Annotated in this window: 24 protein-coding genes; 12 read left to right on the forward strand and 12 right to left on the reverse strand. The window is 47.0% G+C overall.

Going from position 1 to position 26633, the window contains the following annotated elements:
* The first annotated feature begins 111 nt into the window (after window positions 1–111).
* Window positions 112–1467: a CIA30 family protein gene (locus H6F93_RS28490; protein WP_190688492.1), complete on the forward strand. Its 1356-nt coding sequence runs from the start codon at window positions 112–114 to the stop codon at window positions 1465–1467.
* A gap of 392 nt (window positions 1468–1859) precedes the next feature.
* Here the strand turns inward: H6F93_RS28490 and H6F93_RS28495 are convergent, their stop codons facing one another.
* A complete protein-coding gene (locus H6F93_RS28495; protein ID WP_190688495.1) occupies window positions 1860–3290 on the reverse strand; it encodes an NADP-dependent isocitrate dehydrogenase in 1431 nt (476 codons plus the stop codon).
* A 315-nt stretch (window positions 3291–3605) separates the two neighbouring features.
* Here H6F93_RS28495 and H6F93_RS28500 point away from each other — a divergent pair, with 315 nt between their 5' ends.
* Window positions 3606–4277, forward strand: coding sequence for a response regulator transcription factor (locus H6F93_RS28500; protein WP_190643298.1), 672 nt, complete (start codon window positions 3606–3608; stop codon window positions 4275–4277).
* A 24-nt stretch (window positions 4278–4301) separates the two neighbouring features.
* On the opposite strand, the gene H6F93_RS28505 is transcribed toward H6F93_RS28500, so the two are convergent.
* The 4 genes from H6F93_RS28505 to H6F93_RS28520 all read right to left on the reverse strand — a co-directional run bounded on the left by H6F93_RS28505 (window position 4302) and on the right by H6F93_RS28520 (window position 6801).
* Entirely contained in the window at window positions 4302–4742 is a 441-nt protein-coding gene (locus H6F93_RS28505; RefSeq protein ID WP_190688498.1) for a TIGR02588 family protein, read from the reverse strand.
* A complete protein-coding gene (locus tag H6F93_RS28510; protein ID WP_190688501.1) occupies window positions 4739–5599 on the reverse strand; it encodes a TIGR02587 family membrane protein in 861 nt (286 codons plus the stop codon). Before H6F93_RS28510 ends, H6F93_RS28505 begins: the two co-directional genes overlap by 4 nt.
* Window positions 5600–5692: 93 nt before the next feature.
* Window positions 5693–5911 carry a hypothetical protein gene (locus H6F93_RS28515; protein WP_190688505.1) on the reverse strand — a complete coding sequence of 73 codons (219 nt, stop codon included), beginning with the start codon at window positions 5909–5911 and terminating at the stop codon, window positions 5693–5695.
* 122 nt (window positions 5912–6033) lie between these two features.
* Window positions 6034–6801 carry a DUF3891 family protein gene (locus H6F93_RS28520; protein ID WP_524538033.1) on the reverse strand — a complete coding sequence of 256 codons (768 nt, stop codon included), beginning with the start codon at window positions 6799–6801 and terminating at the stop codon, window positions 6034–6036.
* 297 nt (window positions 6802–7098) lie between these two features.
* On the opposite strand from H6F93_RS28520, the gene H6F93_RS34850 reads away from it, so the two are divergent.
* The 4 genes from H6F93_RS34850 (at window position 7099) to H6F93_RS28540 (ending at window position 11846) form a co-directional block, all read left to right on the forward strand.
* Window positions 7099–8979 carry a calcium-binding protein gene (locus tag H6F93_RS34850; protein ID WP_190688507.1) on the forward strand — a complete coding sequence of 627 codons (1881 nt, stop codon included), beginning with the start codon at window positions 7099–7101 and terminating at the stop codon, window positions 8977–8979.
* 271 nt (window positions 8980–9250) lie between these two features.
* Window positions 9251–10360 carry a hybrid sensor histidine kinase/response regulator gene (locus H6F93_RS28530; protein ID WP_190688510.1) on the forward strand — a complete coding sequence of 370 codons (1110 nt, stop codon included), beginning with the start codon at window positions 9251–9253 and terminating at the stop codon, window positions 10358–10360.
* Window positions 10361–10478: 118 nt separating this feature from the next.
* Window positions 10479–10829 (forward strand): hypothetical protein, encoded by a 351-nt coding sequence (locus H6F93_RS28535; protein ID WP_190643304.1) that lies wholly within the window; start codon window positions 10479–10481, stop codon window positions 10827–10829.
* Window positions 10830–10970: 141 nt separating this feature from the next.
* Window positions 10971–11846 (forward strand): SDR family oxidoreductase, encoded by an 876-nt coding sequence (locus tag H6F93_RS28540; protein WP_190688513.1) that lies wholly within the window; start codon window positions 10971–10973, stop codon window positions 11844–11846.
* Window positions 11847–11857: 11 nt separating this feature from the next.
* Here the strand turns inward: H6F93_RS28540 and H6F93_RS28545 are convergent, their stop codons facing one another.
* Both H6F93_RS28545 and H6F93_RS28550 read right to left on the reverse strand, forming a co-directional pair.
* On the reverse strand, window positions 11858–13609 hold the full coding sequence (locus H6F93_RS28545) for an EAL domain-containing response regulator (RefSeq protein WP_190643306.1): 1752 nt from the start codon (window positions 13607–13609) through the stop codon (window positions 11858–11860).
* Window positions 13610–13623: 14 nt separating this feature from the next.
* Complete coding sequence (locus H6F93_RS28550; RefSeq protein WP_190688517.1) at window positions 13624–16173, reverse strand: PAS domain S-box protein; 2550 nt, start codon at window positions 16171–16173, stop codon at window positions 13624–13626.
* A 582-nt stretch (window positions 16174–16755) separates the two neighbouring features.
* Between H6F93_RS28550 and H6F93_RS28555 the strand changes: the two genes are divergently transcribed.
* Window positions 16756–17232 (forward strand): DUF4079 domain-containing protein, encoded by a 477-nt coding sequence (locus tag H6F93_RS28555; protein ID WP_190643308.1) that lies wholly within the window; start codon window positions 16756–16758, stop codon window positions 17230–17232.
* A gap of 218 nt (window positions 17233–17450) precedes the next feature.
* On the opposite strand, the gene H6F93_RS28560 is transcribed toward H6F93_RS28555, so the two are convergent.
* From H6F93_RS28560 to H6F93_RS28570, 3 genes are all read right to left on the reverse strand, one after another.
* The gene (locus H6F93_RS28560; protein ID WP_190688520.1) at window positions 17451–18089 is read right to left on the reverse strand and encodes a pentapeptide repeat-containing protein; all 639 of its coding nucleotides are present in this window, start codon (window positions 18087–18089) and stop codon (window positions 17451–17453) included.
* Between the two features lie 71 nt (window positions 18090–18160).
* On the reverse strand, window positions 18161–19615 hold the full coding sequence (locus H6F93_RS28565) for a DICT sensory domain-containing protein (RefSeq protein ID WP_190688525.1): 1455 nt from the start codon (window positions 19613–19615) through the stop codon (window positions 18161–18163).
* Window positions 19616–19661: 46 nt separating this feature from the next.
* Window positions 19662–21272, reverse strand: a complete 1611-nt coding sequence (locus tag H6F93_RS28570; protein ID WP_190688528.1) for a photosystem II high light acclimation radical SAM protein — start codon at window positions 21270–21272, stop codon at window positions 19662–19664.
* 522 nt (window positions 21273–21794) lie between these two features.
* On the opposite strand from H6F93_RS28570, the gene H6F93_RS28575 reads away from it, so the two are divergent.
* Together H6F93_RS28575 and H6F93_RS28580 are read left to right on the forward strand one after the other, a co-directional pair.
* Entirely contained in the window at window positions 21795–22136 is a 342-nt protein-coding gene (locus H6F93_RS28575) for a DUF1830 domain-containing protein (protein ID WP_190643312.1), read from the forward strand.
* Window positions 22137–22409: 273 nt separating this feature from the next.
* Window positions 22410–22823, forward strand: a complete 414-nt coding sequence (locus H6F93_RS28580) for a DUF4079 domain-containing protein (protein WP_277881909.1) — start codon at window positions 22410–22412, stop codon at window positions 22821–22823.
* Between the two features lie 71 nt (window positions 22824–22894).
* Here H6F93_RS28580 and H6F93_RS28585 read toward each other — a convergent pair whose 3' ends face one another.
* The gene (locus H6F93_RS28585) at window positions 22895–23182 is read right to left on the reverse strand and encodes an STAS domain-containing protein (protein WP_190643314.1); all 288 of its coding nucleotides are present in this window, start codon (window positions 23180–23182) and stop codon (window positions 22895–22897) included.
* Window positions 23183–23396: 214 nt separating this feature from the next.
* Between H6F93_RS28585 and H6F93_RS28590 the strand changes: the two genes are divergently transcribed.
* Complete coding sequence (locus H6F93_RS28590) at window positions 23397–24014, forward strand: hypothetical protein (RefSeq protein WP_242043665.1); 618 nt, start codon at window positions 23397–23399, stop codon at window positions 24012–24014.
* A gap of 15 nt (window positions 24015–24029) precedes the next feature.
* Window positions 24030–24794, forward strand: a complete 765-nt coding sequence (locus tag H6F93_RS28595; protein ID WP_190688531.1) for an ABC transporter ATP-binding protein — start codon at window positions 24030–24032, stop codon at window positions 24792–24794.
* A 7-nt stretch (window positions 24795–24801) separates the two neighbouring features.
* On the opposite strand, the gene H6F93_RS28600 is transcribed toward H6F93_RS28595, so the two are convergent.
* A complete protein-coding gene (locus H6F93_RS28600; RefSeq protein ID WP_190643316.1) occupies window positions 24802–25569 on the reverse strand; it encodes a response regulator in 768 nt (255 codons plus the stop codon).
* A gap of 504 nt (window positions 25570–26073) precedes the next feature.
* Between H6F93_RS28600 and H6F93_RS28605 the strand changes: the two genes are divergently transcribed.
* Complete coding sequence (locus H6F93_RS28605; protein WP_190643317.1) at window positions 26074–26316, forward strand: DUF6761 family protein; 243 nt, start codon at window positions 26074–26076, stop codon at window positions 26314–26316.
* Window positions 26317–26633: the final 317 nt, after the last annotated feature.

Below are 26633 nucleotides of genomic sequence, written 5' to 3' on the forward strand. Positions count from 1 at the left end.
GCTAGCTAAATCACAGATGGGATCTTACGGATGCACCACCCACGCTAGAGGGAAGGCGATCGCAAGTTTTCTAAGATAAAAACAGCAAAACGGGTGACAGTAGGTGACCGTATGAGTCAGCAAAATTCTTCTAGCTGGGATTTGGGACGCTTTGTTAAAACGCTGTCCTACTTTGGAGCGATCCCCTTCCTAAGCAGTGTCGATTGGTTCCAGCAGTGGCTAGGCAGTCGTCCTGACCCAAAGGTCGATCGCTCTGCTATCTCCTACGGCACTTCTGCAAAAAACGCTACCAGTTTCTTAACTGATCCCAAATTAGGCAACATTCTGGTCGTGGGTGCAGCCGCAGCGCTGGGACAGCAGGTGGTGCAGCAGTTGGTCGATCAGGGCTACCGGGTGCGATCGCTGTTCACGCCGACTGAGGAAGTCCCAACTCCATCCCAAAATCAAATAGAACCTGTGCAAGCAGATCTTGCCAGCCCTGAAGCAATTTCCGATGTTCTGAAAGGCGTGAGCGCAATTATCTGTGTGAATGGACCAGAGTACTCTTTGCCTCGCCTGATTGATGCAGCCGCAGATAGTCTAAATCGACCGGGTCAGCTTGTTTTCGATTTCACTAACCCCACCAGTGACCTTAAGGAAGTTTGGGGTGCGCTGGATGATGTTGTCATGGGCGGTGCGAGTCAAAGCAGCATTCGTTTAGATACTGACGGTGCCGTATTTTCTGGAACCGTCTCAACTGCAAACTCTGGCGGTTTTGTCTCCGTTCGTACGCGCAACTTTGAGCCGCCGCTCGACCTGTCTCAAGCAGAAGGAGTTGAGCTGTGCGTGAAAGGGGATGGCAATCGCTACAAGCTATTGCTGCGGAGCGAATCGGGCTGGGACAGCCTTGCCTACAGCTATTCGTTTGACACGATCCCAGATACCCAAATGCTGATTCGGGTTCCTTTTTCAGCGCTGATCCCGGTATTTCGAGCTAAGACGGTAAAAGACGCTCAATCGTTTGATTCCAGCCGAACCTATGCCTTTCAGCTAATGCTCAGCAAGTTTGAGTATGATGGCGCGCTCAATCCTCACTTCTCACCTGGACCGTTTCAGCTTCAAGTGAAATTTATCAAAACCTACAAAATCTCTGAGTTGCCGCAGTTTATTCTTGTCAGTCCTGTGGGCGCTTCTGATGCAGAAGCAGAATCAAGATTACGTCAAAGTGAAATCGCTTACACGATTGTAAAACCGTCCTCATTAACGGATGAAGCGGGGGGGCGATCGCTCCTCTTTACGTCAGACAGTCTCCCAGAAAACCTTGACCAGCAAAACAAAATCAGCCGTGAAGATGTCGCAGCCGTTTGCGTCCAATCGCTTTCCCACTCTCAAGCTCGTAACACTACCTTTCTGGTTACAGAAGCCGAAAACAATTGCGCTCCCCGTGACTGGGATTGCTTGTTCTCTCAACTGAAACCCAATCCGTAAACACTCCCAAAAAACAATTTTTTCCCGTTTTCTCGTTCTAAGGCTTTGCCTTGTAGTGCCTATAAACTGGTTGACTGACAAATCTTCTGATGTAGGTTGGGTGAAGCGAACGCGTAACCCAACAGAATCCAGGTGGATGTTGGGTTGCACGTTGTTTCACCCAACCTAAGCTAACCCATAGTTTTGGAAGTTTTGTCAGTCAACCAGATCTATAAATGAGGCTCCGCCTTGTGGGAGTCCCAAGAAGCAGAGCCTCACTATGAAACATCTCCAGGCTCTACCTGGGGACGACATTGACAAGAGGTTACAGGCTAAACCCATGTCCCCTACTAGAAGGCGATTTTCTCCAGAGATGCAATGAACTGTGTTTCTCCCGAAGAGGGTAGAAGATGCTAGTTGCCACCAAAGTGCTTAACGATCGCCTCTGCGAATTCTGAACACTTCAGTGGTGGGTCTACCGGAGGTTCCATCAGTCGTGCTAGGTCATAGGTCACTTCACGGTGCGAAATTGCTGCTCCAATTCCTTGCTTGATCAGGTCGGACGCTTCCTGCCAACCCATATATTCCAGCATCATCACTCCTGACAAAATGACGGAACCCGGATTAATCCGGTCTAATCCAGCGTGTTTAGGAGCCGTGCCGTGGGTCGCCTCAAAAATCGCGCAGTTGTCGCCGATATTTGCTCCTGGTCCCATTCCTAACCCACCAACGATCGCCGCTGCTGCATCCGACAGATAGTCTCCGTTCAGGTTCATGGTCGCCAAAATCGAATATTCATCAGGGCGAGTCTGAATTTGCTGAAAAATGCTGTCAGCAATTCGGTCATTCACCATGATCTTGTCTTTCCACTGCCCGCTGCCGTGGGTTTCCCAGATGGCATCCAGTACTGCCTGTACCTCTTTGCAAACATCTGCTTTTTTCTCAGCCGTCAGAGCATCGTAGCCTGGTTCAATTTGACGGGCATTATCCTCCACGCTCAGATCCGGGTTGCGCTCCTTGTTACTTAAAATCCAAGATTCTCGCTCAGTCACGCACTCATTCCGAAACTCAGTTGTGACCAACTCATAGCCCCAGTCTCGAAACGCCCCCTCGGTGTATTTCATGATGTTGCCTTTGTGCACCAAAGTCACCATCTGCTTGGACTTGGGCAACCGCAGGGCGTGTTTCATGGCACGACGCACTAATCGCTGAGAACCTGTTTTGCTGATGGGTTTAATGCCAATTCCCGAATCGAGGGGAATTTTCTTCTTGCCATGCTCAGGTGTAGCTGGGATCAGGTCTTCGTTGAGTAGCTTGATCAGGCGATCGCCCACCTCGCTACCCTGCCGCCATTCGATCCCCAGATAAATATCTTCTGTGTTTTCCCGATAAACAATTACATCTAGCTTTTCGGGGGTCTTATGAGGGGAAGGCGTACCTGCATAGTATGTGCATGGACGGACACAGGCGTAGAGGTCATGAATCTGCCGTAGGGCCACATTGAGCGATCGAATTCCGCCGCCAATTGGAGTGGTCAAGGGCCCCTTGATTGCCACGCCATACTCCCGGATGGCAGTTAGCGTATCTTCTGGCAAGTACTGATAAGTCCCGTAAACCTCACAGGCTTCGTCCCCAGCATAAACCTTGAACCAGACAATCTGTCGCTGGTAGCCATAAGCCTGTTTGACAGCAGCATCAAAAACTCGTTGAGCAGCAGGCCAAATATCTACTCCCGTGCCATCTCCTCGAATAAAAGGGATGATCGGGTTGTCTGGAACAATGGGTTCGCCGTTCTCAAAGGTAATTCGCGATCCAACATTGGGAGGAACAATTTTTTCGTACATGGTTGCAGCAACTCCTGCTTGCTAGCGATTCTGTAGCTTCCCTGGCAGATTAGCAAACTTCCTGCCCCACAACGGTGTTAGACTTGATTTTTTCGTCTGCCTTTTTGCTGTATCACCAAAGCTGTAAAGCTAAAAGGGTACTTTTGCTCAGAATCAGTGGTTTGAATTAGAATTCAGATCTTTGACTAAGGTGAATATTGCCGCGTTGCTGTTTAAGAAAGACTAGAAAGAGAAGTTTTACGATTCGTGATCCTAAGATAAAAAAGAGTAAGGCTAGTTCTATCGCTCTGTGCTGTGACGGCTGTGTAAATCTGCATGAAGAAAATTCTGATTGTTGATGACGATATCACCTTAAAAACTGCCTTGATCCGCTATCTGGAGAATCGGGGATATTCGGTTCAAAATGCTAGCTCTGGCGTTGAGGCGATGGAGCTGTTTGAGCAAAATCCGCCTGATTTGGTCGTTTCTGATGTCATGATGCCAGAGATGGACGGGTTAGAGTTTTGCCGCCGCTTGCGAAATACTCGCTTTGGGCAGTTGGTGCCGTTCATTTTCCTATCGAGCCGTAAAGATATTGACGATCGCATTCAGGGGCACAAAATGGGGGCAGATGACTATCTGGCAAAGCCCTTTGAGCCGCGAGAGTTAGTTGCCAAAATCGAAGCTCAGTTAGAGCGATCGCGTCGAATTCATTCAGAAATCGTGCGGTTGATGCAGCAGTCCGAAAATAATACTGCTGAGCAGCCCAGTGTCGCAACACCTTCTCCCCTGCCGCTTACACCAGCCGAGGAAAAGGTATTTTGGGAAGTGATTCAGGGCTTTACCAATAAGCAGATTGGCGATCGCCTATTTGTTAGCCCTCGCACCGTACAGACGCACCTCAGCAACATTCTTAGTAAACTCCACCTGGAAAACCGTTCCCAACTCATTCGCTTTGCCTTTGAGCGAGGCTACAGTTCTCCAGGTGAACAAACACCAGAGGAATAGCATCTTCCTTACCCCTAATGCATTTTAGGGGAGCTTATAGCTTGCCACCCGTAGCACTAGCTCTCCCTCCTCAGGATTGCGGCTAAAGACAAAGGCTCCTTCCTCCGTTTCACCACCAGAAAGAAAATCGATTTGTTGTTCACCCGATTCTTCAACTTCGCCATCAATGCGAAGTTCAGCAATCACTTGCACTGATTCGGCTGTTCCCCCGCCAACATTCTCAATTTCAAACGGCACGTAGAATTGTCCCGAAGCTTCTCGCACCGCACCTTGACTAGAAACTGTAATGTCAGGAGGTTGCTGCTTTTGTTCATCAAACCAGATATACAGCACGAGTCCCACAATCATGGCTAAAATCAAACCAGCAATGCCAAACGTGGTCTGTTCTGCAAGCGAGCGCGGACGTTGCTGTGGCGAAGCTTCAGAGGGTTGTTGGTCAGGAGAATGGGCTGGGGTTCGGGTCATACTGCTAACCTTCCCGCTGCACCCCCAACTGTTGCAGGCAATCCTAGGATGAGTGTGTATTGTAACCACATTGTCCAGGGGTCGCCAAAGCTCAGTTGGTGGAAGAACCACAGCATAAATGCTGCTGCTGCCAATGAAACTAAATAGCAAGCAAGCGTTTCACTCATTGGGCGCTGGAAGACACCCTGTTGCTGCATCCGTTTTTGCTGATCAGCAAAACCCGACTGGAACACAATGCCATAAGAAATGATCAACGAAGCCGCGATAATAGCAAGCAGCCTTCCTCCTGAGACGGCACTGGCTAACATTACAACTTCATCAGTGGGAGCAATATTCAAAGCAATCACAGCAGCACCGATTAAGGTTGCCCCAATGTCGCTAAAGGTGGCGTTGATTTCGCTTTTGTAGGAGCGTTGCCCCTCATTACCACCTCGATCTCCCCTTAGAAATTGATTTGCTAGCGCCACCCCTAGTGTGAATGGCAAACTCTCGAATAGCACTTTGCCTAACATTTCATCTAGAGAGACATCAGAATTGATTTCACGGAGTAAAGTCAGCATTACCGTTGCACAAACGATGCCAATAGAAATGGCTTCAACACTGTTTCTAGCTGCATCGATCGCCCGAATTTTCTCAATCTTGCGAAACCCCGCAGTGCGATTAAGCAGAAATATAACAATGTAGGTGATTGCGATCGCCAGTAGCATCAGGGGTGGCTCAACAACCGAGCCAATCCACCAAACTTCCATTGTATAGAGCAGTGGAATACCAAACAGAAAACCACCGCAAGCACCGCGAATAATGTCGTCAAGCTCGTTGAGCCAGACATTTTTGCGGTGTTTTTTTGCTGTATCCATAACCCTTTCTTAACTGGTTTTCCTATTGTGTCATAGATAGGAAAACCATTTGATACTTAGTAATAGAGAAGCGATCGCCCTGTTCAGTTTCTACTAATCCCCTTCTCCTCCTTCCCCAGTTTCCCCCTCTTCAACTTCTCCCTCTTCAACTTCTCCCTCCTCCGCTTCTTCCTCAATTTCCTCACCTAGTCCACCACCCTCTTCAGCTTCAGGTGCATTAGGCGCACAGCCCACGGCAACAACCACTAGAAAGGCAGTCACAACCCAACCCATCAGGGCTTTAAAGGGACTGCGGGTAAAAGTGTTAATCATAATCGGTCTCTACCTGCTAGCTAGAACGAAACGTTGCAGTTACATGAGCAATTCTGGAGGCAAACCCGTGCCCCCTTCATCTACCGTGAGTTTAGTTTCCTGATTGTATGGAAACAAGCGAGCTAGCGCTTCTCGAATGTCCACTCCAACACCTCAATTGGTGCCTGTTGAAGTGCCTCCCTCAACTCTGTATTACTGTCAAACTTTACCTGTGATAACTTACAGGTTTCTACATTCACAGTAAACTCCTCATCCTCAAAGGGCCAAGGTCTAATCGTGACGCGGTTATCACGAAACTGAATCACGTCATACCGCTTTCCATCTGGACCTTTACTCACTTCCAATGCTCGCTCATCTTCAGGAAGCTTTTGCTGGCAGAGGATGAGCGAGAGGCGATCGCACCATTGCATAAAGGCGTAAGCCGCATCCACATCCTCTTTAGGAATTTCCAACTCCTTTTGATACTGCTGCTGAAGCTCAAGTTGTTCATCTAAGAACTTGTCTAGTTCTTTTGATGTTCCACGGCTCGGCTCTGTCAGGCGGCTGATGTGCATAGAAGTCATCAGAGTAACCCACCGCCCTCGATAGCGCGAACTTTCGATCTGCTCAGACAACTGCTCAACCGAAGTTCCCTGCTCAAGGGTAAAGTCCAACGGTGTGCCTGCTCTAGTTAGTTCATTTCCCTCCCATTCACGCTCCAAGTCATCGTGGTGAGAAATTGCTGCCACAGTTTCATACAGACGAGGAGGTGCATCTTTTCGTCGCCATTGCCCTGCTAGCTGTGCTGCCAGCAATGCATGGGCACGGTGATAAATCACTTGCCATCCGTCCTGCTCCAAATTCACAATCATCACTTCATCCTTAAAGCCGAAAGCACGCTCAAAAGGCACCCAAAAACTGCCTTTCAAGAACGTCAAGAAATATAAAGCACTGCTTAGAATAGCTTTTGTGTTTCAGTTCATCACTCCATCGCTTGGCTGAAATCTTTGAGTATTGCGGAATTTCCTGTTGCTCCCTAAGCAAAATCTCAGTGCGCACCTAGATTAGTATAAATTTATACTCTAATTGCGTAAGTAAAGCTTCTTAATCCAGAAGAGCAAACAGAAACTCAAGTATTTTTCTGGTTATTAGGAGGGGGGTGACTTTATTACCTTAAATACGAAGTTTCTAATTCCTGGTTAATTCCTATGGCTCGCATCAAAGGTAACTCTAAGAAGAACTCTCTCAAAGGCACTGAAGGCAAAGACAACCTTCGCGGATTCAGCGGTAATGATCGCTTAATGGGGCAAAAGGGAAATGATGTCCTTGATGGTGGCACGGGTAAAGATGCTCTCTTCGGTGGCTTGGGCAACGACACTTATGTCGTGGATAATAGTGGCGATCGCTCCATTGAGTTGGCAAATCAAGGAACTGACATAGTTCAGTCATCTGCCAGTTACAGGCTGGGTAAGCACGTTGAACATCTCGCTCTAAAAGGCAACAAGGCAATCAAAGGAATAGGCAATTCACTGAATAACCATCTCACTGGTAATGCAGGCAATAACCTGCTCAGCGGTTTAGCAGGAAAGGATCGTTTAAGAGGTGGTGCTGGTAATGACGTTCTTGATGGCGGAGCAGGTCAAGATGTGATGATTGGAGGAGTAGGCAACGATACTTACGTCGTCGATAACCTCAAAGACAAAGTCGTAGAGGGAGGCAATCAAGGGATTGATAACGTTCGCTCCTCGATCAGCTATAGTTTGGGCAATCATGTAGAAAATCTAGTTTTGATAGGCACTCAAAACCTAGACGGGAGAGGAAACAGCCTCGCCAACACCATCACCGGCAACAGCGGTCATAACGTGTTAAATGGTGATGCAGGTGCAGATACTTTGACGGGTGGAATGGGCGATGACACTTACCTGGTTGACAACGTCGCAGATGCCACAATTGAACTTGCCAATGGTGGTATTGATCGGGTTAGAACAGCTTTAGCTGATTACAAATTAGCTGATAACATCGAGTATCTGGAATTTACGGGCACCAAAAACTCTAACGGCATCGGAAACGACTCAGCCAACACTATCATCGGCAACGTTGGCAACAACGTTTTGGACGGTGCAGCAGGAGCAGATAAACTGATTGGTGGACTTGGTAACGACCTCTATACCGTCAGTGATGCAGGAGATTTAGTCGTTGAAGCCGTAGGAGAAGGGGTTGATCTGGTTAAGTCTAGCCTCGCTGATTACACGCTCACCGCTCAGGTAGAAAACCTGCTTCTAGTTGGTAACGCTATCAAAGGTACAGGTAATGACTTAGTAAACACCATTACTGGAAGCACTGCTGACAACGTTCTAGATGGTGCAGCAGGAGCAGATAAACTAATTGGTGGACTCGGCAGCGATACCTATTTAATCGATAATGCTGGAGACCTTGTAGTGGAGTTAGTGAATGAAGGTATTGACGTAGTTCGCTCTACTCTCACTGACTACACCCTGACTCAGCAGGTAGAAAACCTGGAGTTGCTTACTGGAGCAGTCAATGGTGCAGGAAATGATTTAGCAAACACGCTTAGCGGCAATGCCGCTAACAATATCTTGTCTGGCGGTGCTGGTGCTGACTCTCTTGTTGGCGGTGCTGGCGCTGACAAGTTAATTGGTGGCTTAGGCATTGATACGCTTACGGGTGGCGCTGGAATTGACACCTTTGCGCTCTTGGATACAAGCAAAGATATCATCACCGATTTCAATGCAGGAGAAGACATTATTGCTCTGGGGCAAACTGCCTTTGGGTTGGTTGATCAGGTAGTTGGTTCAGTCTTAAGTGCAGATCGGTTAGTAGTAGTTGATAGTGATGCATCAGCGTTGCAAGGTGCTTCTGGTCTTTTATCTAATTTGTTGGTTGGAGCAACTCGCCTCATCTATAGCACTGAGAGCGGCAAGCTGTTCTATGATGCAAATGGTACGAATGCACTAGGATCTGTGAATGGTCTTGGCGAGAATGGTGGGCTAGTTGCCACCCTTGATAAAGCACTTGGAACTGTACCAACTCTTACTAACGCTAGTTTTGTGGTTAGCTCAATCGTATAAGTAATAATGTTTCTCTAAAAAGAGGCTACAGATGGAAAGGTACCCTTCCATCTGTAGCCCTAATTTTTGAAATTGGTATAACAGTCATATACGACTAGATTGGGCTGAGTAAGTAAACATAAAGAGCCTCCATACCTGAAGGTATGGAGGCTCTTTATGTTTAAGAGGTCTGTTCATCTGGTGGGTCCCGTTTGTCCTAGCGTTTTAAGTTGATTGGAGTAGGGAACTCTATGATCAGGGGTCATTTCTTTAGGAAAATTAGACACGGGCGATGACTACAATTCTTGTAATCGAAGATGAAGTATCACTTAGGGAAGAAATTTCTGAACTGCTCGAACTTGAGGGCTTCCAGATTACCAGTGCTGAAAATGGGTTGGCTGGTGTTCAGATGGCAAAGGAGCTACTACCCGACTTAATCGTTTGTGACGTAATGATGCCTGAGTTGGATGGGCATGGCGTCCTATCCCAGCTTCGTCAAGAACCGGCTACAGCTTTAATTCCTTTTATTTTTCTAACCGCTAGGAACACGGTTGAAGATTTCCGGCAGGGGATGAAGTTAGGAGCCGATGATTACATTGTTAAGCCCTTTAAGCGAACTGACTTATTAGATGCGATCGCCACTCGACTTACCAAACAAAATTCAATCGTGCAACTACAGCGAAAGATTGCAACGTTGAACCAAAGTAATTTAGAGAAAGACGACTTCCTCAATACTGCATCCCACGAGTTACGTAACCCAGCCACTAACATTCTGATGGCAATTCAAATGCTGAAGAAAGCTCCCACTAAGGAGCGGCTACAGCGCTATCTGGAAGTTTTGCAAGCAGAGTCTAACCGTGAACTGGAACTAATTGATGACTTATTGGATTTGCAGCGCTTGGAAACTGATTCGCACCCTGCTAACGTTGAAACAATAAAATTGCAAGACTGGGTTCCAGCCGTTGCAGAACCTTTTCAAGTTCGTACTCAGGCTCGTCAGCAGACGCTGCAAATTAATGTGCCGCCTTACTTGCCTACGGTCATAGTAGATTCTGCCAACTTAAAGCGTATGTTAGCTGAACTACTCAACAATGCCTGCAAGTACACGGCTCCTTCTGGAAAAATTGCTCTAGAAGTTTATCGTGCGCCACAAGCTTCAGCAACGCTCAACTCTAATTTAATTATGCTAGTCATCAGCAACGAAGCTGATATTCCTGATACTGCGCTGCCACGTCTGTTTGACAAGTTTTACCGCGTGCCAAATGCCGATCGCTGGCAACAAGGCGGCAGTGGTTTAGGGCTAACGTTGGTTAAAAAAATTGTTGAGCGACTCAACAGCACTATCCAAGTCACAAGTGAAGCAGGGTGGACCCAATTTACAATTCAATTTCCCACTTCTTGAATACTGTGAATAGGCTGAAACAGTTTAAGCTACTCCATTTGAAGGAGGTATGATTGTCTCTGTTTTCCTAGCATTATGACAGAAAAGACAACCATATCAACTCATTAAAGCTTCTGTTATGGATAAGCAAAACAACGATCAAATTAAACAACCCACCCAACCAGAAGACGTTAAACCAGAGCAGAAAAAAGCGATTAAGGAAGAGATGCGTAAGGGTGGAAAGCACCTGACAGCTAACCCTGGCGATCGCATTTCCGATGAACCTCAAACCATTGAAGAAAAAGCACAACAGGTCGCTGTAGATACTGCAGATATTACAGGTGATCATATCACCGTTCCAACTTATTTCATCGTAGATGAACCGGATGGCGAAAAGAAAGCTCTACATCATGTAAAAGATGCAGAAGAGATTTCAGATGTCATTCGCCAAGCTCGTGTCGATGAAGATGGTAACCGTGTCTGGTGGTAAGTAGAGACAAGTAGTCCTGAATTACTTAGAGTTTCAGTAGTGAGTTTAATTTGCACTACTGGAACTCTTAATTGGTGTGCATGCCAAAGTGAATGTTTGAATAAATTGCAGTTTAGTTCCCAATAGTTAGGATATAAAACAATGCCTCAGAAGCAGAAAACTAAGGAAAAAGCGCAGCAACCCCCTCAGCATCAGGAGCAGCAACCTGGAAGCGAGGAGGCAATGAATCCTAAACCTCAAGCTCAAGATCCAAGCTATCAAGGCAGCAATAAACTCAAAGATAAAGTTGCTCTAATTACGGGTGGTGATAGCGGAATTGGGCGTGCTGTTGCCCTCGCTTTTGCTAAAGAAGGAGCAAAAGTCGCGATTGCCTACCTAAATGAACACGAGGATGCTGAGAAAACAAAACAGCAAGTTGAGCAGGAAGGTGCTCAGTGTGTCTCAATGGCGGGCGATATTGGAGACGAGCAGTTTTGTCAGCAGTTAATTCAGCAAACTGTCGATGAATTTGGGCAAATCGATATCCTGATCAACAACGCTGCCGAACAGCATCCACAAGATAGCATTGAAAAGATTAGTGCAGAGCAACTAGAGCGAACTTTTCGAACTAACATCTTCTCAATGTTTTATCTCACCAAAGCTGCTCTACCTCACCTAAAAGAAGGCAGTGCGATCGTTAACACAACTTCTGTAACCGCATACAAGGGAAGCCCTGAACTGCTGGACTATTCTTCTACAAAAGGTGCCATTGTTGCGTTTACTCGCTCTTTGTCTCAAGCATTAGTCGAGAAAAAAATCCGAGTGAATGCAGTTGCTCCTGGTCCGATCTGGACACCTCTGATCCCTGCGACTTTCCCTGAAGATAAAGTAGAAAGCTTTGGGCAGCAGGTGCCGATGAAGCGAGCCGGACAGCCAGAAGAAGTTGCTCCAAGTTACGTGTTTCTAGCGTCAGATGACTCATCCTATATTACTGGACAGGTGATTCATCCTAACGGTGGTACCGTAGTCAACGGCTAATTCATTTGGGGTTACTGCCTTTGGGAACTTAGAGCTTGACGGTGCAGTAGTTCGGTGAATGCTTCTGCTGACACTGGTGGACTAAACAAATAGCCTTGCGCTAGATCGCAATCATGTTGGCTGAGAAATGCTAGTTCTGCGGGGGTTTCTACGCCTTCTGCAATTACCTGTAGCTGAAGTTGGTGTGCCATTTGAATGATTGCAGTTGTGATTGCACCGTTTTTGGCATCCTGGCTAATGCTTTTAACAAAAGTGCGATCGATTTTTAGAGTATTAAAGGGAAATCTTTGTAGATAACTTAGGGAAGAATAGCCTGTGCCAAAGTCATCTACAGAGACTCGAATGCTCAGCGATCGCAATTGTTTTAAGGTTTCAATAGCGGAGTCAACATCCTGGACTAAAGCACTCTCAGTCAACTCCAAGTCCAACAGAGCAGGGTCAAGTCCAGTTCGCTGAAGTGTTCGGGCGATCGCCTCGCACAATTTGGGTTGCCCAAACTGATGTGCCGACAAATTAACAGCAATTTGGAGATTGTCAAATCCCTCAGCCTGCCACAACTTCGTTTGCTGGCAGGCTGTTTGTAGAACCCATGCCCCGATTGGAACAATCAGACCTGTAGCCTCAGCCAAGGGAATAAATTCGGCTGGTGAGATCATTCCTCGTTGAGGATGTTTCCAGCGCAGCAAAGCCTCTGCACCTGTGATCATTTTTGTCTTGAGATTAATCTGAGGCTGATAGTAGACTTGAAGCTCTGAACGTTTTAACGCATAACGCAAATCGGCTTCAATCGCAAGTTGGTCAGATGTAACTTTGGTTATTGGTTGATAAACTTTGAACTGACTACTGCCCTGGCTTTTAGCCTCGTGCATGGCAATGTCTGCATGGCGAATCAGGGTATCGATATCATTCCCATCTTCGGGATAGACCGCAATTCCTAAGCAACCTGTTAAGAAAACTGTTCGCTCCTGTACCGTAAAAGGCTGGCTCATGGCCCATAACAAGTTTTGAGCAACACGGGCGATCGCTGAATGAATGTCTTGGGTTTGAGATAATTCCAAGCCCATTGTCCCCAAAACGATGGCAAACTCGTCATCTCCCAAACGAACAACTAAGTTCCTAGAGCCAACAAAAGCTTGCAAACGTTCTGCCATCGTCCTAAGCAGATAATCGCCTAGTTCATATCCTAATGTGCTATTGACTCGGCGGAACTGACTGATATCTAGATATAAAACTGGAATGGGTAAATGAACTCCATCAGTTTCAGCTAATACCTGATGAAAGCGTTCACTTAGCATCAGTCGGTTAGGCAAACCCGTTAGGCTGTCATAGTAAGCGAGTTGGTTGAGAGACTCAGTTGCTTGACTTAGATCGGTTGCATATCGATGAGAAAAGGCTTTTCGTTTAGCTAAGCGTGTGGCGATCGCACCCAACAGTTCCGAACGAGTAAAAGGTTTAGTTAAATAATCATCAGCACCCAATTCCATGCCATACCGCAAATCAGACTTGGTTGCCTTAGCTGTGAGAAAAACAAACGGTACTGTCTCTGTTATGGGGTGCTGTCGCAGAGCCGTTAGCACCTCATAGCCATCTAGCTCTGGCATCATGACATCGCACAAAATTAGATCTGGTAACAGTTCCCGAGCAAGCCGTATTCCCTCAGGGCTGGTTTCTGCGGCAATTACCTCAAAACCCTCTACTTCAAGTAGCTCAATGATGCAGGCTCGGACATCTAGTCCGTCTTCAATCACCAAAATTTTGGGCATAATCTTTATCCTGTTTACCTTCCGACTGATTGACCCAAAGGAAGGCGAACCGTAAATGTTGTTCCCACTCCTACCTCACTTTGTACCGTAATCTGTCCACGGTGCAAGTCTACACACTGTTTAACGATAGATAGCCCTAACCCAGTGCCGCCAATTTTCTCAACATTGGTTGCTCGATGAAAGGGCTCGAACAATTTAAGTTGATCTACTAGAGGAATACCGATGCCTGTATCCTGCACCTTAAAAACCGCTTCTTCTACTTGAGTTAAAAGTTCAAATCGAATCACTCCACCCTTCGGCGAGTACTTGATTGCGTTGCAGAGCAAATTACCAAAAATATGTTGAAGCAATTTTTCATCCATATAAACTTGCTCCCCATTTCCCTGACTTATGTAGGCAATGGAGTGTTGGCTACCCTCATCGGGTTGTAGCTCCTCTACCAAATTTTGGCAAAAGTGCCCTAAGTTCACCAATTGGGGATTAAACTCTAGTCTTCCCGATTCGGATTGTCCCAGGAACAACACATTTTCTAATAGCTGGGTAATGCGTTGAGTAGAGTTTTGAATTCGCCGAAAATAAATTTGCCTCTTTTCCTCGGTACACCGTTGCCCATAGGTTTCTAGAAGCTCGGCTGACAAAACAATGCTGCTTAAAGGTGTACGGAACTCGTGGGACACCATCGAGATGAAGTCAGATTTGAGCCGATTCAGTTCTCTTTCTTTGAGCAGAGATTTACGAATTTCGCCTTCTGCCTGTTTGCGTTGAATGAATAAGCCCAACTCTGCTGAGGCAGAAATTAACTCAATGAGTCGTTGGTCTTCTTCACGTGCTTCAAACATGTAAAACACTAGAACTGCTAGCACGCGATCGTTTGCCACAATCGGGATACCTAGAGCAGCTTTGAGTCCTGCATTCAAAGCGAGCTTAGCCCGCAGATAAACGTTGCTAGCTTCAGTTGAAACATCACGGCACCACTCTGGGTACTTGGCTGCCCAAACTCGCCCTGGGAGACCAACTCCAAGTGGAAAAACAAACTCCCGACTTATAGTTCTAAACTCAGTCAAACCTTCTACTTTGCTGTACCAGACAGGACTACATTCGAGGACCGATTTTTCCGCATTGGGAACCCATGCTTCTCCAATAGCCCAAGTTGTTGCTTCACAAACTTTCTGCAGCGCTACCTGAAGCGCCGAGTGAAAGTCTTCTGACTCAAGAATCGCTTGAGTCATAGTTTGGAGTAACTTAGACTCCTGCTCTGCTTGCTTCCTTAAGGTAATATCTTCTGCAATACCAGCAAAGCGATAGACTTCACCTAATTCATCTCGAATGGGAAAGGCGCGATCGCGGATCCAACGCACAGTCTGGTCAGGGCGAACCACGCGATATTCTGTTTCCCAGTCCTGTAGTTCTTGCTCTTGAACTAAGTTTGCTACGTGCTCACGATCTTCTGGGTGGATAGACTCTATCCAAGTCTGCGAGTTAGCGTAAAGGCTTTCACAGCTACGTCCCCAAATCATCTCGTAAGCAGGACTGACATAGATGAGTTGGCTGCGATTTGAGCTAGTGATCCAGAAAACTTCACCGATATTCTCAGCGAGCTGACGAAACTGTTCTTCACTTTGGCGGAGGGCTGATTCTACCTGTTTTAGGGCGCTGACGTCGCGACAAACCGTAAGGACAAACTCAACCTTGCCTTGGCTATCAAACTCTGGAACTAGACGAGACTGGTGATATTTTGTACCTACTGGTGTAGAAAACTCAAATTCAATAGTTTTGGATTGCCCTGTTGAGAAAACGTCCCTCAAGGACCTCTCCCACATCGCTATAGTGTTCTGAGATCCCCATACTTCTCGGTTTGTACGACCAATCAAGCAATCGGGCAACAAGCCAGTTGCTTGAGTGACAGCAGGATTAATGTAAAGATGTCGCAGGTCTCGGTCAAAGCGAGCAATCACATCGGGGGAATGCTCAACCAAAGCTCTAAATTCTTGCTCTCGCCGACGTAGCGCAATTTCTGTCTGCTTACGCTCTTCGCTTTCTCGCAGGGCTATTTCTGTTTGCTCTGCTTGTTCTAAACGCTTGTGTAATTCCGTTTGATAGAGGGCGATCGCCATGTATTTTGCAGCTAGCTGCACTAAATCTAATTCTGCTGCTGTCCATTGACGAGGACGGTTGCACTGATAAAGGCTGATTTCTCCTAGATAAGATTGATGACAGACCAGCGGGACTATAACTGTGGCACCAATCTCACTAGTTTGAATAAATTGCTGAATTTCTGGGGAAAGGATGGTGTCGAGGCGATCGCACACTACTGCATCTCCCTCAGTTAGCTGTAGCTGAAAATGAGATTGGAGGCAGTGGGTATCCGCAAAAAGATCGGTTTTTAGGGTGGCTTGACTAATAGTTACTTGTCCAGCACCTGGTCTAACTAACAGACAACAACTAACATTTAGAGCTAGATGTAGTTGATTGACGGTAGCTTGCAGTGCCTCGTCTGTTTTTCGTAAACCCTGAAGAGCTTGAAGAATGGGTTGAGTAATTGCTGTCTGTTGTGTCTGGGTCATAACCGGATCAAAAGTAAAGCTGCCCTGTTAGGGAAGTTCAGAAAAATTGAACAGGTTTTGAGTGCCATTGAGCATTTCTACTTAGACCTCTTTGCGCTTGAGCATCTGGAAACCGACAAAACTTGTTGAGTCCTAATCCTTCACTTAGTTATCCCAAATATTGAGCAAAGCTAACTTCTGAGCTCTGCACTAACTAGATGACTAATCACTATGTTGAAGAATGTCCTAAAACGGAATCTGCTCGTAGTTTGGGGTTAAGAATTTTTGGATTAAAGACTTAGAAAAGACCTGGACGGAACGAAGGCAGCGATCGCCCATCCAGATAGCCAAAACTTACTCTTCCACCTGTACTGAACTGATGTGCGAGAAGGATGTGACATCTATCACAAAGTCTCATATTTTTAGACGTTTCTCTTAAACAAACTTTTTTGATGTGGGGGTAATTTTGCTAGGCAATATTCGTATCAGAACAAAAAGCTGAGAAATTTTAGAGTTTCTTTAGAAATATGCTGAACTAGCTTGGTTTTATGAACGAAAATGTACTAACTTTTATAAAGTTCCTTAACCGCTCTTAAATGCTTTATGAGTCTAGATATCCCTGAGTCTATTAAACCCTGGCTTAACTTTGTTCACCCTGTGATTATGTGGGTGCTGTTGGCGATCGCCATCTATGCGCTCTACTTAGGCTTTCAAATCCGTCGTACTCGCAAAGCTGAGGGAGATGCCAAAAAAGAACTGATTAAAGGAAAATTCAACATTAAGCACTACCAAATCGGTTCTGCTTTACTTGCCTTTATGGTCATCGGTACGATTGGTGGGATGGCAGCAACTTACATCAACAACGGAAAGTTGTTCTTTGGACCCCATCTACTGGTTGGTTTGGGAATGACGGGTTTAGTCGCTACCTCTGCTTCACTCTCTCCTTTCATGCAGAAAGGGCAGGATTGGGCACGCTACACTCATATCCTGCTCAACGTTGGGCTGTTAGCTTTGTTTGGCTGGCAGGCTGTTACAGGAATGCAAATCATTCAGCGCATTTTGGAGAACATGACGGCATAGAGCATCTCTAGCGTTCTATCAGCGCTGGCGATACCGATTTAAACCGATTCCGCGACACATTAATCTCTCTAGGGGCGCACTACGGTGCGCCCCTCCCGTATCTGCAGTATCTTTAAATCAAATCAGTATGAAAACGAAGTCCTTAAATTCTTGAGTGAAGAAGTGAAGGCAGCTATGTCTCCACTTTTTAATGGCAGATCACTCCAGAAATAGGAGTTTCAGGTAGTCAGGGTCAAGGCTGTACCGATTAGACAAGCTCCTGAAAAGCTAGTGCCGCTCAAGTTCGTTCCCTCTAGGTCAGCACAAAGCAAATTTGCCTCAGTTAAATCAGCACCAGCTAGATTAGAACCTCGCAGATCGGCCTCTTCTAAATTGGCTGCATTTAGGTTTGCACCGCGCAGGTCAGCTTGATTGAGATTAGCACCTTGAAGATTTGCGTTACTTAGGTTCGCGCCCCGTAGATCGGCACTCCGCAGATCAACTCCTTGAAGGTTGACACCCATCAGGTTTGCGCCACTGAGGAACGCTCCGGCAAAGGTTGTTCGGGCTAGCCGAGCTTGCATTAGATTGCAACCACGCAGATTGCTGCCCCGTAAATCGGCTTCGGTCAAGTCTGCTTGCATCAGGTTTGCGCCCAGAAAGTTTGCTCGCAGATCCGAGCCGATGAGCTTAGCGCCAACCAGATTTGCTCCGTCGAGCCGCCCTCCTCTGAGATCAGCGTTGCTAAAGTCAGCGCCTACGAGATTAGCACCTGCCAAGTTTATCCCGCTCAAGTCGGCACGAGTCAGGTCTTCATCTTCCAGATTAACTCCTGCTAGCTGTTTAAGTTTTCCTATACGAACTGCTTCAATATCCATGGCTATTTACACTTTGCTATTCACAGGAACTGGGTTGACAGGTAGGTTAATGCAGGGAATGCATCCGTAATCTACTGACTGACTTTAAGGGAGGCATTCTGTTCTGCTTCGCTGTAGCTGTCTAAGTTGAGCAAATTTTCTTCAGAGTGGGAATCTAACATCCACAGTCCTGCAGCAATTTTAGGTAGAGAGATGGGCAGGTCTATGCCTTGATGAAGTCCACTGACTAGAAGCTGCAAGGCTTCCACAATTTTAGGGTCCCAGCGATTGGCCTGTTGGGTCTGACATTCACTCAATGCCCTCGATAGGCTGTCTGAGCTATCCTCTGCTCGAAATCTTGCTAGGTAGTGCTGAAATTCTGCTACCAGTCCCAAAATTCTGGACTCAACTGGAATTTCGTCTCCAGCTAGTCCGGCAGGTTGACCAGAGCCATTCCACCACTCGGTTTGGTGCGTAATGATGGTGGCGATCGCTCTGAGCCGCTGCATTTTTCTTAGCACCTGTGTTCCAGGCACAAGTGGGCAGCTAAGCGGTACGCCAGGAGCGTCATCGTAGTGAACTGTTCCAGATATCAGGTCACTCTCAAAGGTTTGTAGAAAGGCCATTCGATGCAGCAACCCCGCTAAACGTAGTCGGTGTAGTTGCCATGCGGGAAGATCTAATAATTGACCCACTACTTCTGCAAGGGTCGCCACCTCTGCTGCTGCCATTGGATTATTCACATCTGACTGGTCGATCAGTTGTGCAACCCGCAGGTAGGCCTGCAATTCGTTAGAAACCAGATTGTTGTCTAGCCCCTGCTGGGCATTTAGAGCATAGCTAGTGGGCTGTGACAAGTTTTGCTGGCTAGTTTGCAGATAGTCCACTACCCGGAAAACAATTTCACCCAAGTTGTCAGCGGATGGCTGGTTACAGCGTGCTTCCTGGTTCTGAGCCAAGGTGGCGATCGCTTCAACTTGACCGGCCAGAGCTTGCTGTAGCTCTGGATCGTAGCGGTAAATGTGAGCGATCGCTAGCTCTGCTGTTTCTAGCACCAAACCCGACTCAAACGTCCAAAACCCATAAAACTTGCGCTCTAGATCGTTTTGGGGCACTCCAGCAGCACCATAGTCTGCCTCGGATAACTCCTGACACAGCACCATCGCTGTGTAACTGGGCGACAAAATGATCAGGTGCCATTCTTGCGCTACTGGGTCTGTTTTGTCCAGGTTTACTAAAGCCACGTTCGAGCGCTGGCTGGTCGGATGCTCCGCAAAACCTGTGCCAGCCGCTGCCATGATTACAATTTGACTGGCTTGATCGGCAATTTCGCCGTAGCGATCGGCTTCTTGTAAATACCACTTTCCTTGCTGAAACGCTGTAATCACCAGGGGCGCAGAGTCAGAATCAAGGATGGCATCTTCCAACGCATGGCAGAGTGCTACCAGTGTATTTTTGTAATACACGCCAAAATTGAGTGGTCTTTTCCCGGTTTTTTCAGATTGATGGGCCGATCCTAGCTTTTGTAAAATTGAGCCTTGTAACATGCCAGCGGTTAAATGAAGGATTTACAACGTTGAAATATCTCTTGATCTACGATATGGCAGCTAATTGTCGATCGGAAGTGGCGATCGGTGCACTCAAAGCCTCTTCCAAATCAGCAACTCCTAACCGTTCTTCTAAGATTTTCATGACCTCTCGTCCAAAATCATTAGGATTGCGCCGCCAAGCTTGCAGGCAAACTTCCCCGAAAAAAGAGCCAAGTGGTTCTGGGTTCCAGAGTAGCTTTTTGGCTACCCAAGGTAAATGAATTGCTAAAGGGTCATAGCCTTTCTTAAGGATGTCGTGTTTAAAGGCGTAATCTTCTAAGTGAGTGTGAGGTTGGAGTCCGATAAAGAAAATAGCAGGATCTACTTTGTCTACTCCAAAAATGCGCTCTAGCTCACGGTGATAGGCGATCGTCTGCCGAATCGTGTCAAAGGTTTCGTCAATCACATTAAACGAGTAATTTACGGAAACCAAATCGTTGAATCCGGCCGCTTTCAGGTCACGGCAGTTTTGCAGCACGGTTCGCAGGTTATAGCCCATCCGCATCTTCCGAACAAGCTCCTGGGAACCGCTGGTGATGCCGATCTCAAAGTAGTTCATGCCTGTTTTTGCCATCAGGCCGCACAGTTCTGAGGTCAGATTATCTGCCCGAATGTAAGCAGCCCAATGAATATCTGTCATACCCGCATCCAGGATCTTTTGCAGTAGCTCGACTGCATCATCCATAAATCGTCGTGCTGGAATGAATTGAGCATCAGTAAACCAGAAGTTTCGCACACCCCGGTCATAAAGCTGGCGCATCTCCTTTACCACTTCATCGGCAGGATTGATCCGCACTTGCTTTCCTTCAACGACGGTGTAAACGCAGTAGCAGCAGTTGTGGGGACAGCCGCGTTTGGTTTGTACGCCAACGTAGAAGTCGCTTTCTTGTAGGTAGTATTCAAACTCTGTCCAGATGCTCGCGATGTAATCGTAATTACAAGCAGTTTTCTCGATGGGATCAGGCTGCTCGTGAACCATCCGTTCACGGGGAGTTGTCTCACCGACGACGTAGCAACGCTGATCGGAAAAGTCTTGACCTTGCAAGAGCCGCTCCAGCAGAACTTCTCCTTCACCGACTGAGATGATTGAGCCTTTTGGCAGCATTGTACCTAGCTGCTCATAAAAGACACTAACGGCTCCGCCACCCACGACTATGCGAACGTTGCTCTGATGTTTCCTAGCTCGCTGTAAGCCGCGCCTGATCAAGTTTGAGTTGCGCTGAAGCTCTACAAGATAGGAGGTTGCCATCCGTAGTCCGCCGATCGCCCCTCGTAGCTTGAGTAGTGGGTTACGAGCGTAATAAAACTCAAAAGCGTTTTGCAACGGGTTTCCGCCCCGCCCACCTACGGGAGCATAGATCTGAATGTCTCGCCAGGAGAATACCAATAGCGTTGGCTGAAACTCATCGATGCAAGCATCTAGAGCGGAGTTGAAGTCTAAAGGCGGTACAGTGCCTAAGTCAAAAATTCGCTGTGCAACGGTTGGAAACAGTTTGTGAACGTGGTCAGCTAGGTAAACTACACCAACCGGAAAGATTGGATTACAGGGTAGCCGCACGTACAGAATTCGATCTTCTGAGGAAACTTTGCTTAACGGTAGCTCTTGCGGGTTCATTAGCAGTCTAAGGCGCTATTGACAGTAAACAGAGGAGAAATCAGCAATGGAGAAAAATAACAAGGATCTGAAAAGTTTGGATCAAGTGGGGGCTGAAGATTTTGATTGGTGAGTCTAGCCTAAGAGCGATCGCTTCCCATCTTCACGACCTGAGTTTGTTTTGGTAAGATTCTGAAAACTAATTTATATAACTTTACGATACCACTGACTCTCGGCTGTTGCATGATGTTCAAAAACAATCCCGAATTGGAGTATGCTCATCCTCGGAGACAAATTGCAGACTCAGCCAAAGATCAGGCGAATTTACCCTTATTAGATAGTTGGTTCGCGTCTGGGTCGAAAGAATAGCCGAAAATCGTTTGGAACCGCCAAAGTCAAGCACTTTAGGTGACTTGACTTGAATCTGATCTGTGGAGCATCAGGCACTGGGGGGTTGGTAGTCGGGTTTACAGCAGCAGGGATCGCGGAATGTTAATGTTCCGATACGACCCTTAGTTCCGGTGCAAAGCTCCTCCCACAGTCATGGCACAAATCTTTGATCCCCTACCTTCCGATAGCTCAAGCCAAATCCTTTGCTGCTACGTGAATGCAACGAACAAGATCCAGATTGTCCGCGTGACCAACGTTCCTAACTGGTACTTTGAGCGCGTAGTTTTTCCAGGACAGCGTTTGGTGTTTGAATCCTTACCCCATGCTCATTTGGAAATTCATACTGGCATGATGGCTAGTGCGATTTTGTCTGATCGCATCCCGTGCGATCGCCTCCAAGTCGAAGAAGAAATAGAAGAGGAACCTGACCTGGTAGAGACAGAGGCGATCGCCACCCTGGCGATTGAAGAGCCTTTGGCAAAAGTTACGTGTTGATGAAAAAATCTAGAAAGCTAGTAGAGCATTTAAGCAAACGTATCCCTACAGTGGGTTTTGAAAGGTCTGCTTAGGTTAGGTGTGCTTTCGCAATTTTTTTAGGATCATTATCTATAAAAGCAGGCAGAAATAGCAGTTTCCTATGCATGTGAGGTGTTAGGGCATCAATCCTCCAAGATTCATGCTTCGGTTTTAGTGCGAATACGAACCGCTATAAGATTATAGGAAGCTGTCTCTCGAATCCGTCCCTTGAATCTACCCTCCTTCCTTTGGTTGTGGCGCATTGCAGCTTGGTCAATGGGATTATCCCTGTTGGCTTATGTTCTGCTAGCGGCAACTGGAACCTGGCTTTTTTACAGTCGTCAGCAGCGGCAAGGACGACCTAAGTGGCTGCGCCCTCTCCATTACGGAATAGGAGGGACGATGGTTGTGCTAGTCTTGCTGCTGCTGGCGGTCGGTTTAGTTGGTACAGTTGGTTACTACGGCAATCTAGGACATTCTGTACATTTACCAGCCGGACTGACTGTGGTGGCGTTAACACTGCTCTCAGCTTGGAGTGCAACGCAAATTAGTCCAAAACACCCCTGGGCACGCCCGCTCCACATCGGTACTAACATCACTCTCCTACTAGGTTTCGTTGCCGTTTCGCTGACGGGCTGGAACGTTGTGCAAAAGTATTTACCCTGACCCGGATCTCAAATGGTTGAGGGCGAGACGATTAACCTCTCACCCTCAATCACTGAATGTGTATATAGGCTTTATTTGCGGCGAAAGTGTTTTAATACCCCTGCCATTTCTAAGACAACTTTGACTTGAGGGCTAACCCCGCGTAGCGTCATTCGAGCGTGACGCGCCCTAGACTTGATCAACCCTTCAAGCAAAACATTGGCGCTACTGGGTTCAATGAACTGGGTTTGAGTCAGGTCAAGCACGATGGAGATGCCTTCTTGAATCTTCTCTTCCAAATCTTGTGCAAGAAAAGGAGCTGTCCAAGCATCAACCCGTTTTGGTACACGAACTGTCACTAATGCATAGGTAGAGGTCATAGGAGGAGTAAATAGGTAATGAGGTTAGATAATTCGATATAACTGGATGGACCGCTGATCTAGCATCGGTGAGATTCTGTCTTTCTTTGCTGGGTGAAGTAGGGTGTTCTGGTGAAAATACTAGTTCGTTAACATCAGAACTCCGTAAATCTGCTCGTTGAGTTTCGGAGTCTTGTTAAAGTTTGCTCTTTTTTCCTCATTGTGTTGTGCTTCCATGAATCAGCCTCAGCTTGATCCGACTCAACCCCCTAACCTTCAAACCTCTCGCCAAACTGCGGCTAATCAACAAGCCGAATTAGTGCTAAGAATTTCACCATTAATTCGGCTGACGCTAACGTTGCTATACCTGGCACTCACCTTACCGCTGCCGTTTTTAGCACAGGTAACAGCGTCTCCTGTGCCGCCCCAACTATTGATAATAGGGCTGGTAATCGGCTGGCTAGGACTCTACGTAGCCTTGAGTGAGGGCGTGATTTTGAACGATCAGGGGATTCAAGTTGCATACCCAGGCTGGGTCCCCAATTTTTGGCGAAAGGGATGGTCTCTGCCTTGGTCAGAGGTGAAAGCGTTAAAGCCTCGTTCTACCGGGCAGGGTGGGCTAGTTTATTATTTCTTGAGTCAGTCGGGAGAAGCCTATCTACTGCCTATGCGAGTGGCTGGATTTGCCAAGCTAGTTGAGCGAGTGCAAGCTGAAACAGGAATTGATACGACGGATGTTCGCCCTCTGGCGCAACCCTGGATGTACCTAATTTTGTTGGTATCTACGCTGTTGTTGCTGATAGTCGATGGCTGGACAATCTGGACTGCCTTGCTTCAAGGAAACTTAATTTAATCGCAATTATTACGGATGCCCAGTTCAGCTCGTTCAGGTTCTACTCAACTGCGACTACAGCAAGTCAGTCTGGTATCTGGCATAGGTTCACAATGTCTTTTACAAGATATTTCCTGTGAAATTCTTCGCGGCGATCGCATCGCTCTAATCGGACCATCTGGGGCAGGCAAAACGTCTTTGCTGAAGTTGCTCAATCGGTTAAGCGAAATCACCCAAGGGCAAATCTATTTTGGCGATCGCGAGATTCGACAGATCCCGGTCTTACAGTTGCGGCAGCAAATTATGCTGGTGCTGCAAGAGTCTAAACTTTTGGGAATGACTGTGCGAGAGGCACTGATGTATCCGCTGCGGCTGCGGGGCATGGAGTGCTCTCAAATGCAGCAAAGAGTTGAGGAGTGGACTGAGCGCTTGCACATTCCTCTAGAATGGCTAGACCGGACAGAACTACAGCTTTCTGTAGGGCAACGACAGCTTGTAGCGATCGCCCGGGCTATGGTCGCTCAGCCTGAAGTGCTGCTGTTAGATGAACCTACCTCTGCCCTGGATGCGGGTCGAGCGGCTTACGTGGTTAGCGTTCTATCAGACTGGGCTAAATCTGGTCAAATGACGATTTTGATGGTGAACCATCAGCTAGAGTTAGCTGAGCAGTTTTGCACCAGAGTGCTATATCTGCAACAGGGCAACTTAGCTCAAGACTTGGATGCCGAAAAGGCAGACTGGAACGACCTGAAACAGACTTTAATTCAAGCCGAGGCTGAGATAGCTAAAGAATGGGAGTAGTCCTGTTTCAGCGGCTTTCCACTACTTTTGATAGCGGACGTATGGCATTCTTTGAGACGGAGTGGCGATCGCCCGGTATTCCGTTGGAGCCCACTACTTCGACGTTGAACCGATAGCCCACGTTACGAACTGTCTGGATCAGGTTAGGCTGCCTGGGATCGACCTCAATTTTTTTGCGTAGCGAAAGAACATGGGTGTCAACCGTACGATGGTTGTCGATGGCGTCAGGCCAGGCTTTCCGCAACAGCTCTGAACGGCTGAGTGGCAAACCTCCTGCCTGGGCTAAAACATAGAGCAGACTAAATTCCTGAGGAGTTAACTCAATTAGATCGCTTTTAAAGCGAACTCGACGCTGGATCAGGTCTATCTTTAAATCGCCGTAGTCAAGCAAAGCTGGAGCAGCAGTTGTGCGGCTGCGGCGAGTCAGAGCCTCGACTCTAGCTAAAAACTCCTGCATCCCAAAGGGCTTGGTTAAGTAGTCATCGGCACCCGCACGTAGCCCATTCACGATGTCTGCTTCAGTATTTCGGGCAGACAGCATCAAGATTAATGCCTGCTGCTGCTGTTGAAGCCAGCGACAAAACTCTAACCCATCTCCGTCCGGCAGCTCAGAGTCCAGGATCACTAGCGTTGGTTGACGGTTGTGAAACACCTCTCGGGCTTGATGAATGTCAGCCGATTGATGAACCCAATAGCCTACTTGCTGTAAGTGCCAGCCGAGCAGCGATCGCAAATGAGGATTTCCCTCAACAATTTGGATGCAAACAGATCCCACAATGCTAAGCTTTCCTCGAAGTCAGCGGATTTAAGGTTATCAGAGCAACTGTCAAGGTTTTGTAACTGCTGCTACCCTACCCGTCACTGTATCTCCGAGCTATTACGTTCTGTAGCTTAAATATTTGAGCTGGAGATGTAATGTCCATTTGGGCATAATCCAATTGAGGGACGGTAGATAGAAGCACCTGAGGTTAGAATGAATTTAGTGGATTAGCTCTACCAAGGTTACTTAATCTCCGTTTTGCTGGCGCTCGCGCCTCATAACCCATCCTACTAGCTGTCAAAACAGTGTGCTCCTACCAGTCCGCCAATCCCTGTAGTTTAGATAGTAAAAAATCAGCTTATTAGCGGTTACTTGTTTACGATTGCCTATTTACGATACATTCAAAGGACCAAGTTAGGGCCCGTCCTATACTCTGACCTCTGCTCCGTCAAGACCTGCTTAAGTATCTGTCTGAATAAATTTTGTGTTTACAAGGTATAAGAATCCTCACCACTAACTATGCTTCGAGACACTCAAACTATTCGCTACTACCAGAGAATCACTGATGCTCTGGCTGAACAGTGGAACCGGGGTTATCGTTTTGACGACCTGCGGCTCTATCTAGACGGCTACCTGGCTGCCTTACGTCATAGCAACGCAATTGAGCCTTATTTAATTCACCGCTTAGAAGAAGAAGCCACTCGCTATCTGTACGATCCGTCTAATTTTGAGGTTCCACAGTCAGAGCCAGACTATTACTAAAAAGGTCCTCAGATCCTAAATCTGCAAAGATTAAGCGGGAGTGTAGCAGTGCTGCGCTCCCGCTTAATCTTTGCGGCAGAATCTAAGGCATTTGTAAAGTAGTGAAAACAAACAGTAACTTTTAAGTACTTCCTTTACGTATTCTCTGGATGTCATCGCATAATTTGATTACAGCTTCTCGAAAAGTTCAGCAAAAGTTAACTTACGCTCTAAGAAATTCTTAAGCAATCCTCTTTCAAAGAACGGTTTTCTTAAATAGATTCCTTGTAAACAAACTTTGACGTCTAAGGTGCTGAAGCAGCTGCTCACATTGGCAA

It is taken from the genome of Leptolyngbya sp. FACHB-671, from assembly GCF_014695745.1.
Classification (GTDB): domain Bacteria; phylum Cyanobacteriota; class Cyanobacteriia; order Elainellales; family Elainellaceae; genus JAAUTN01.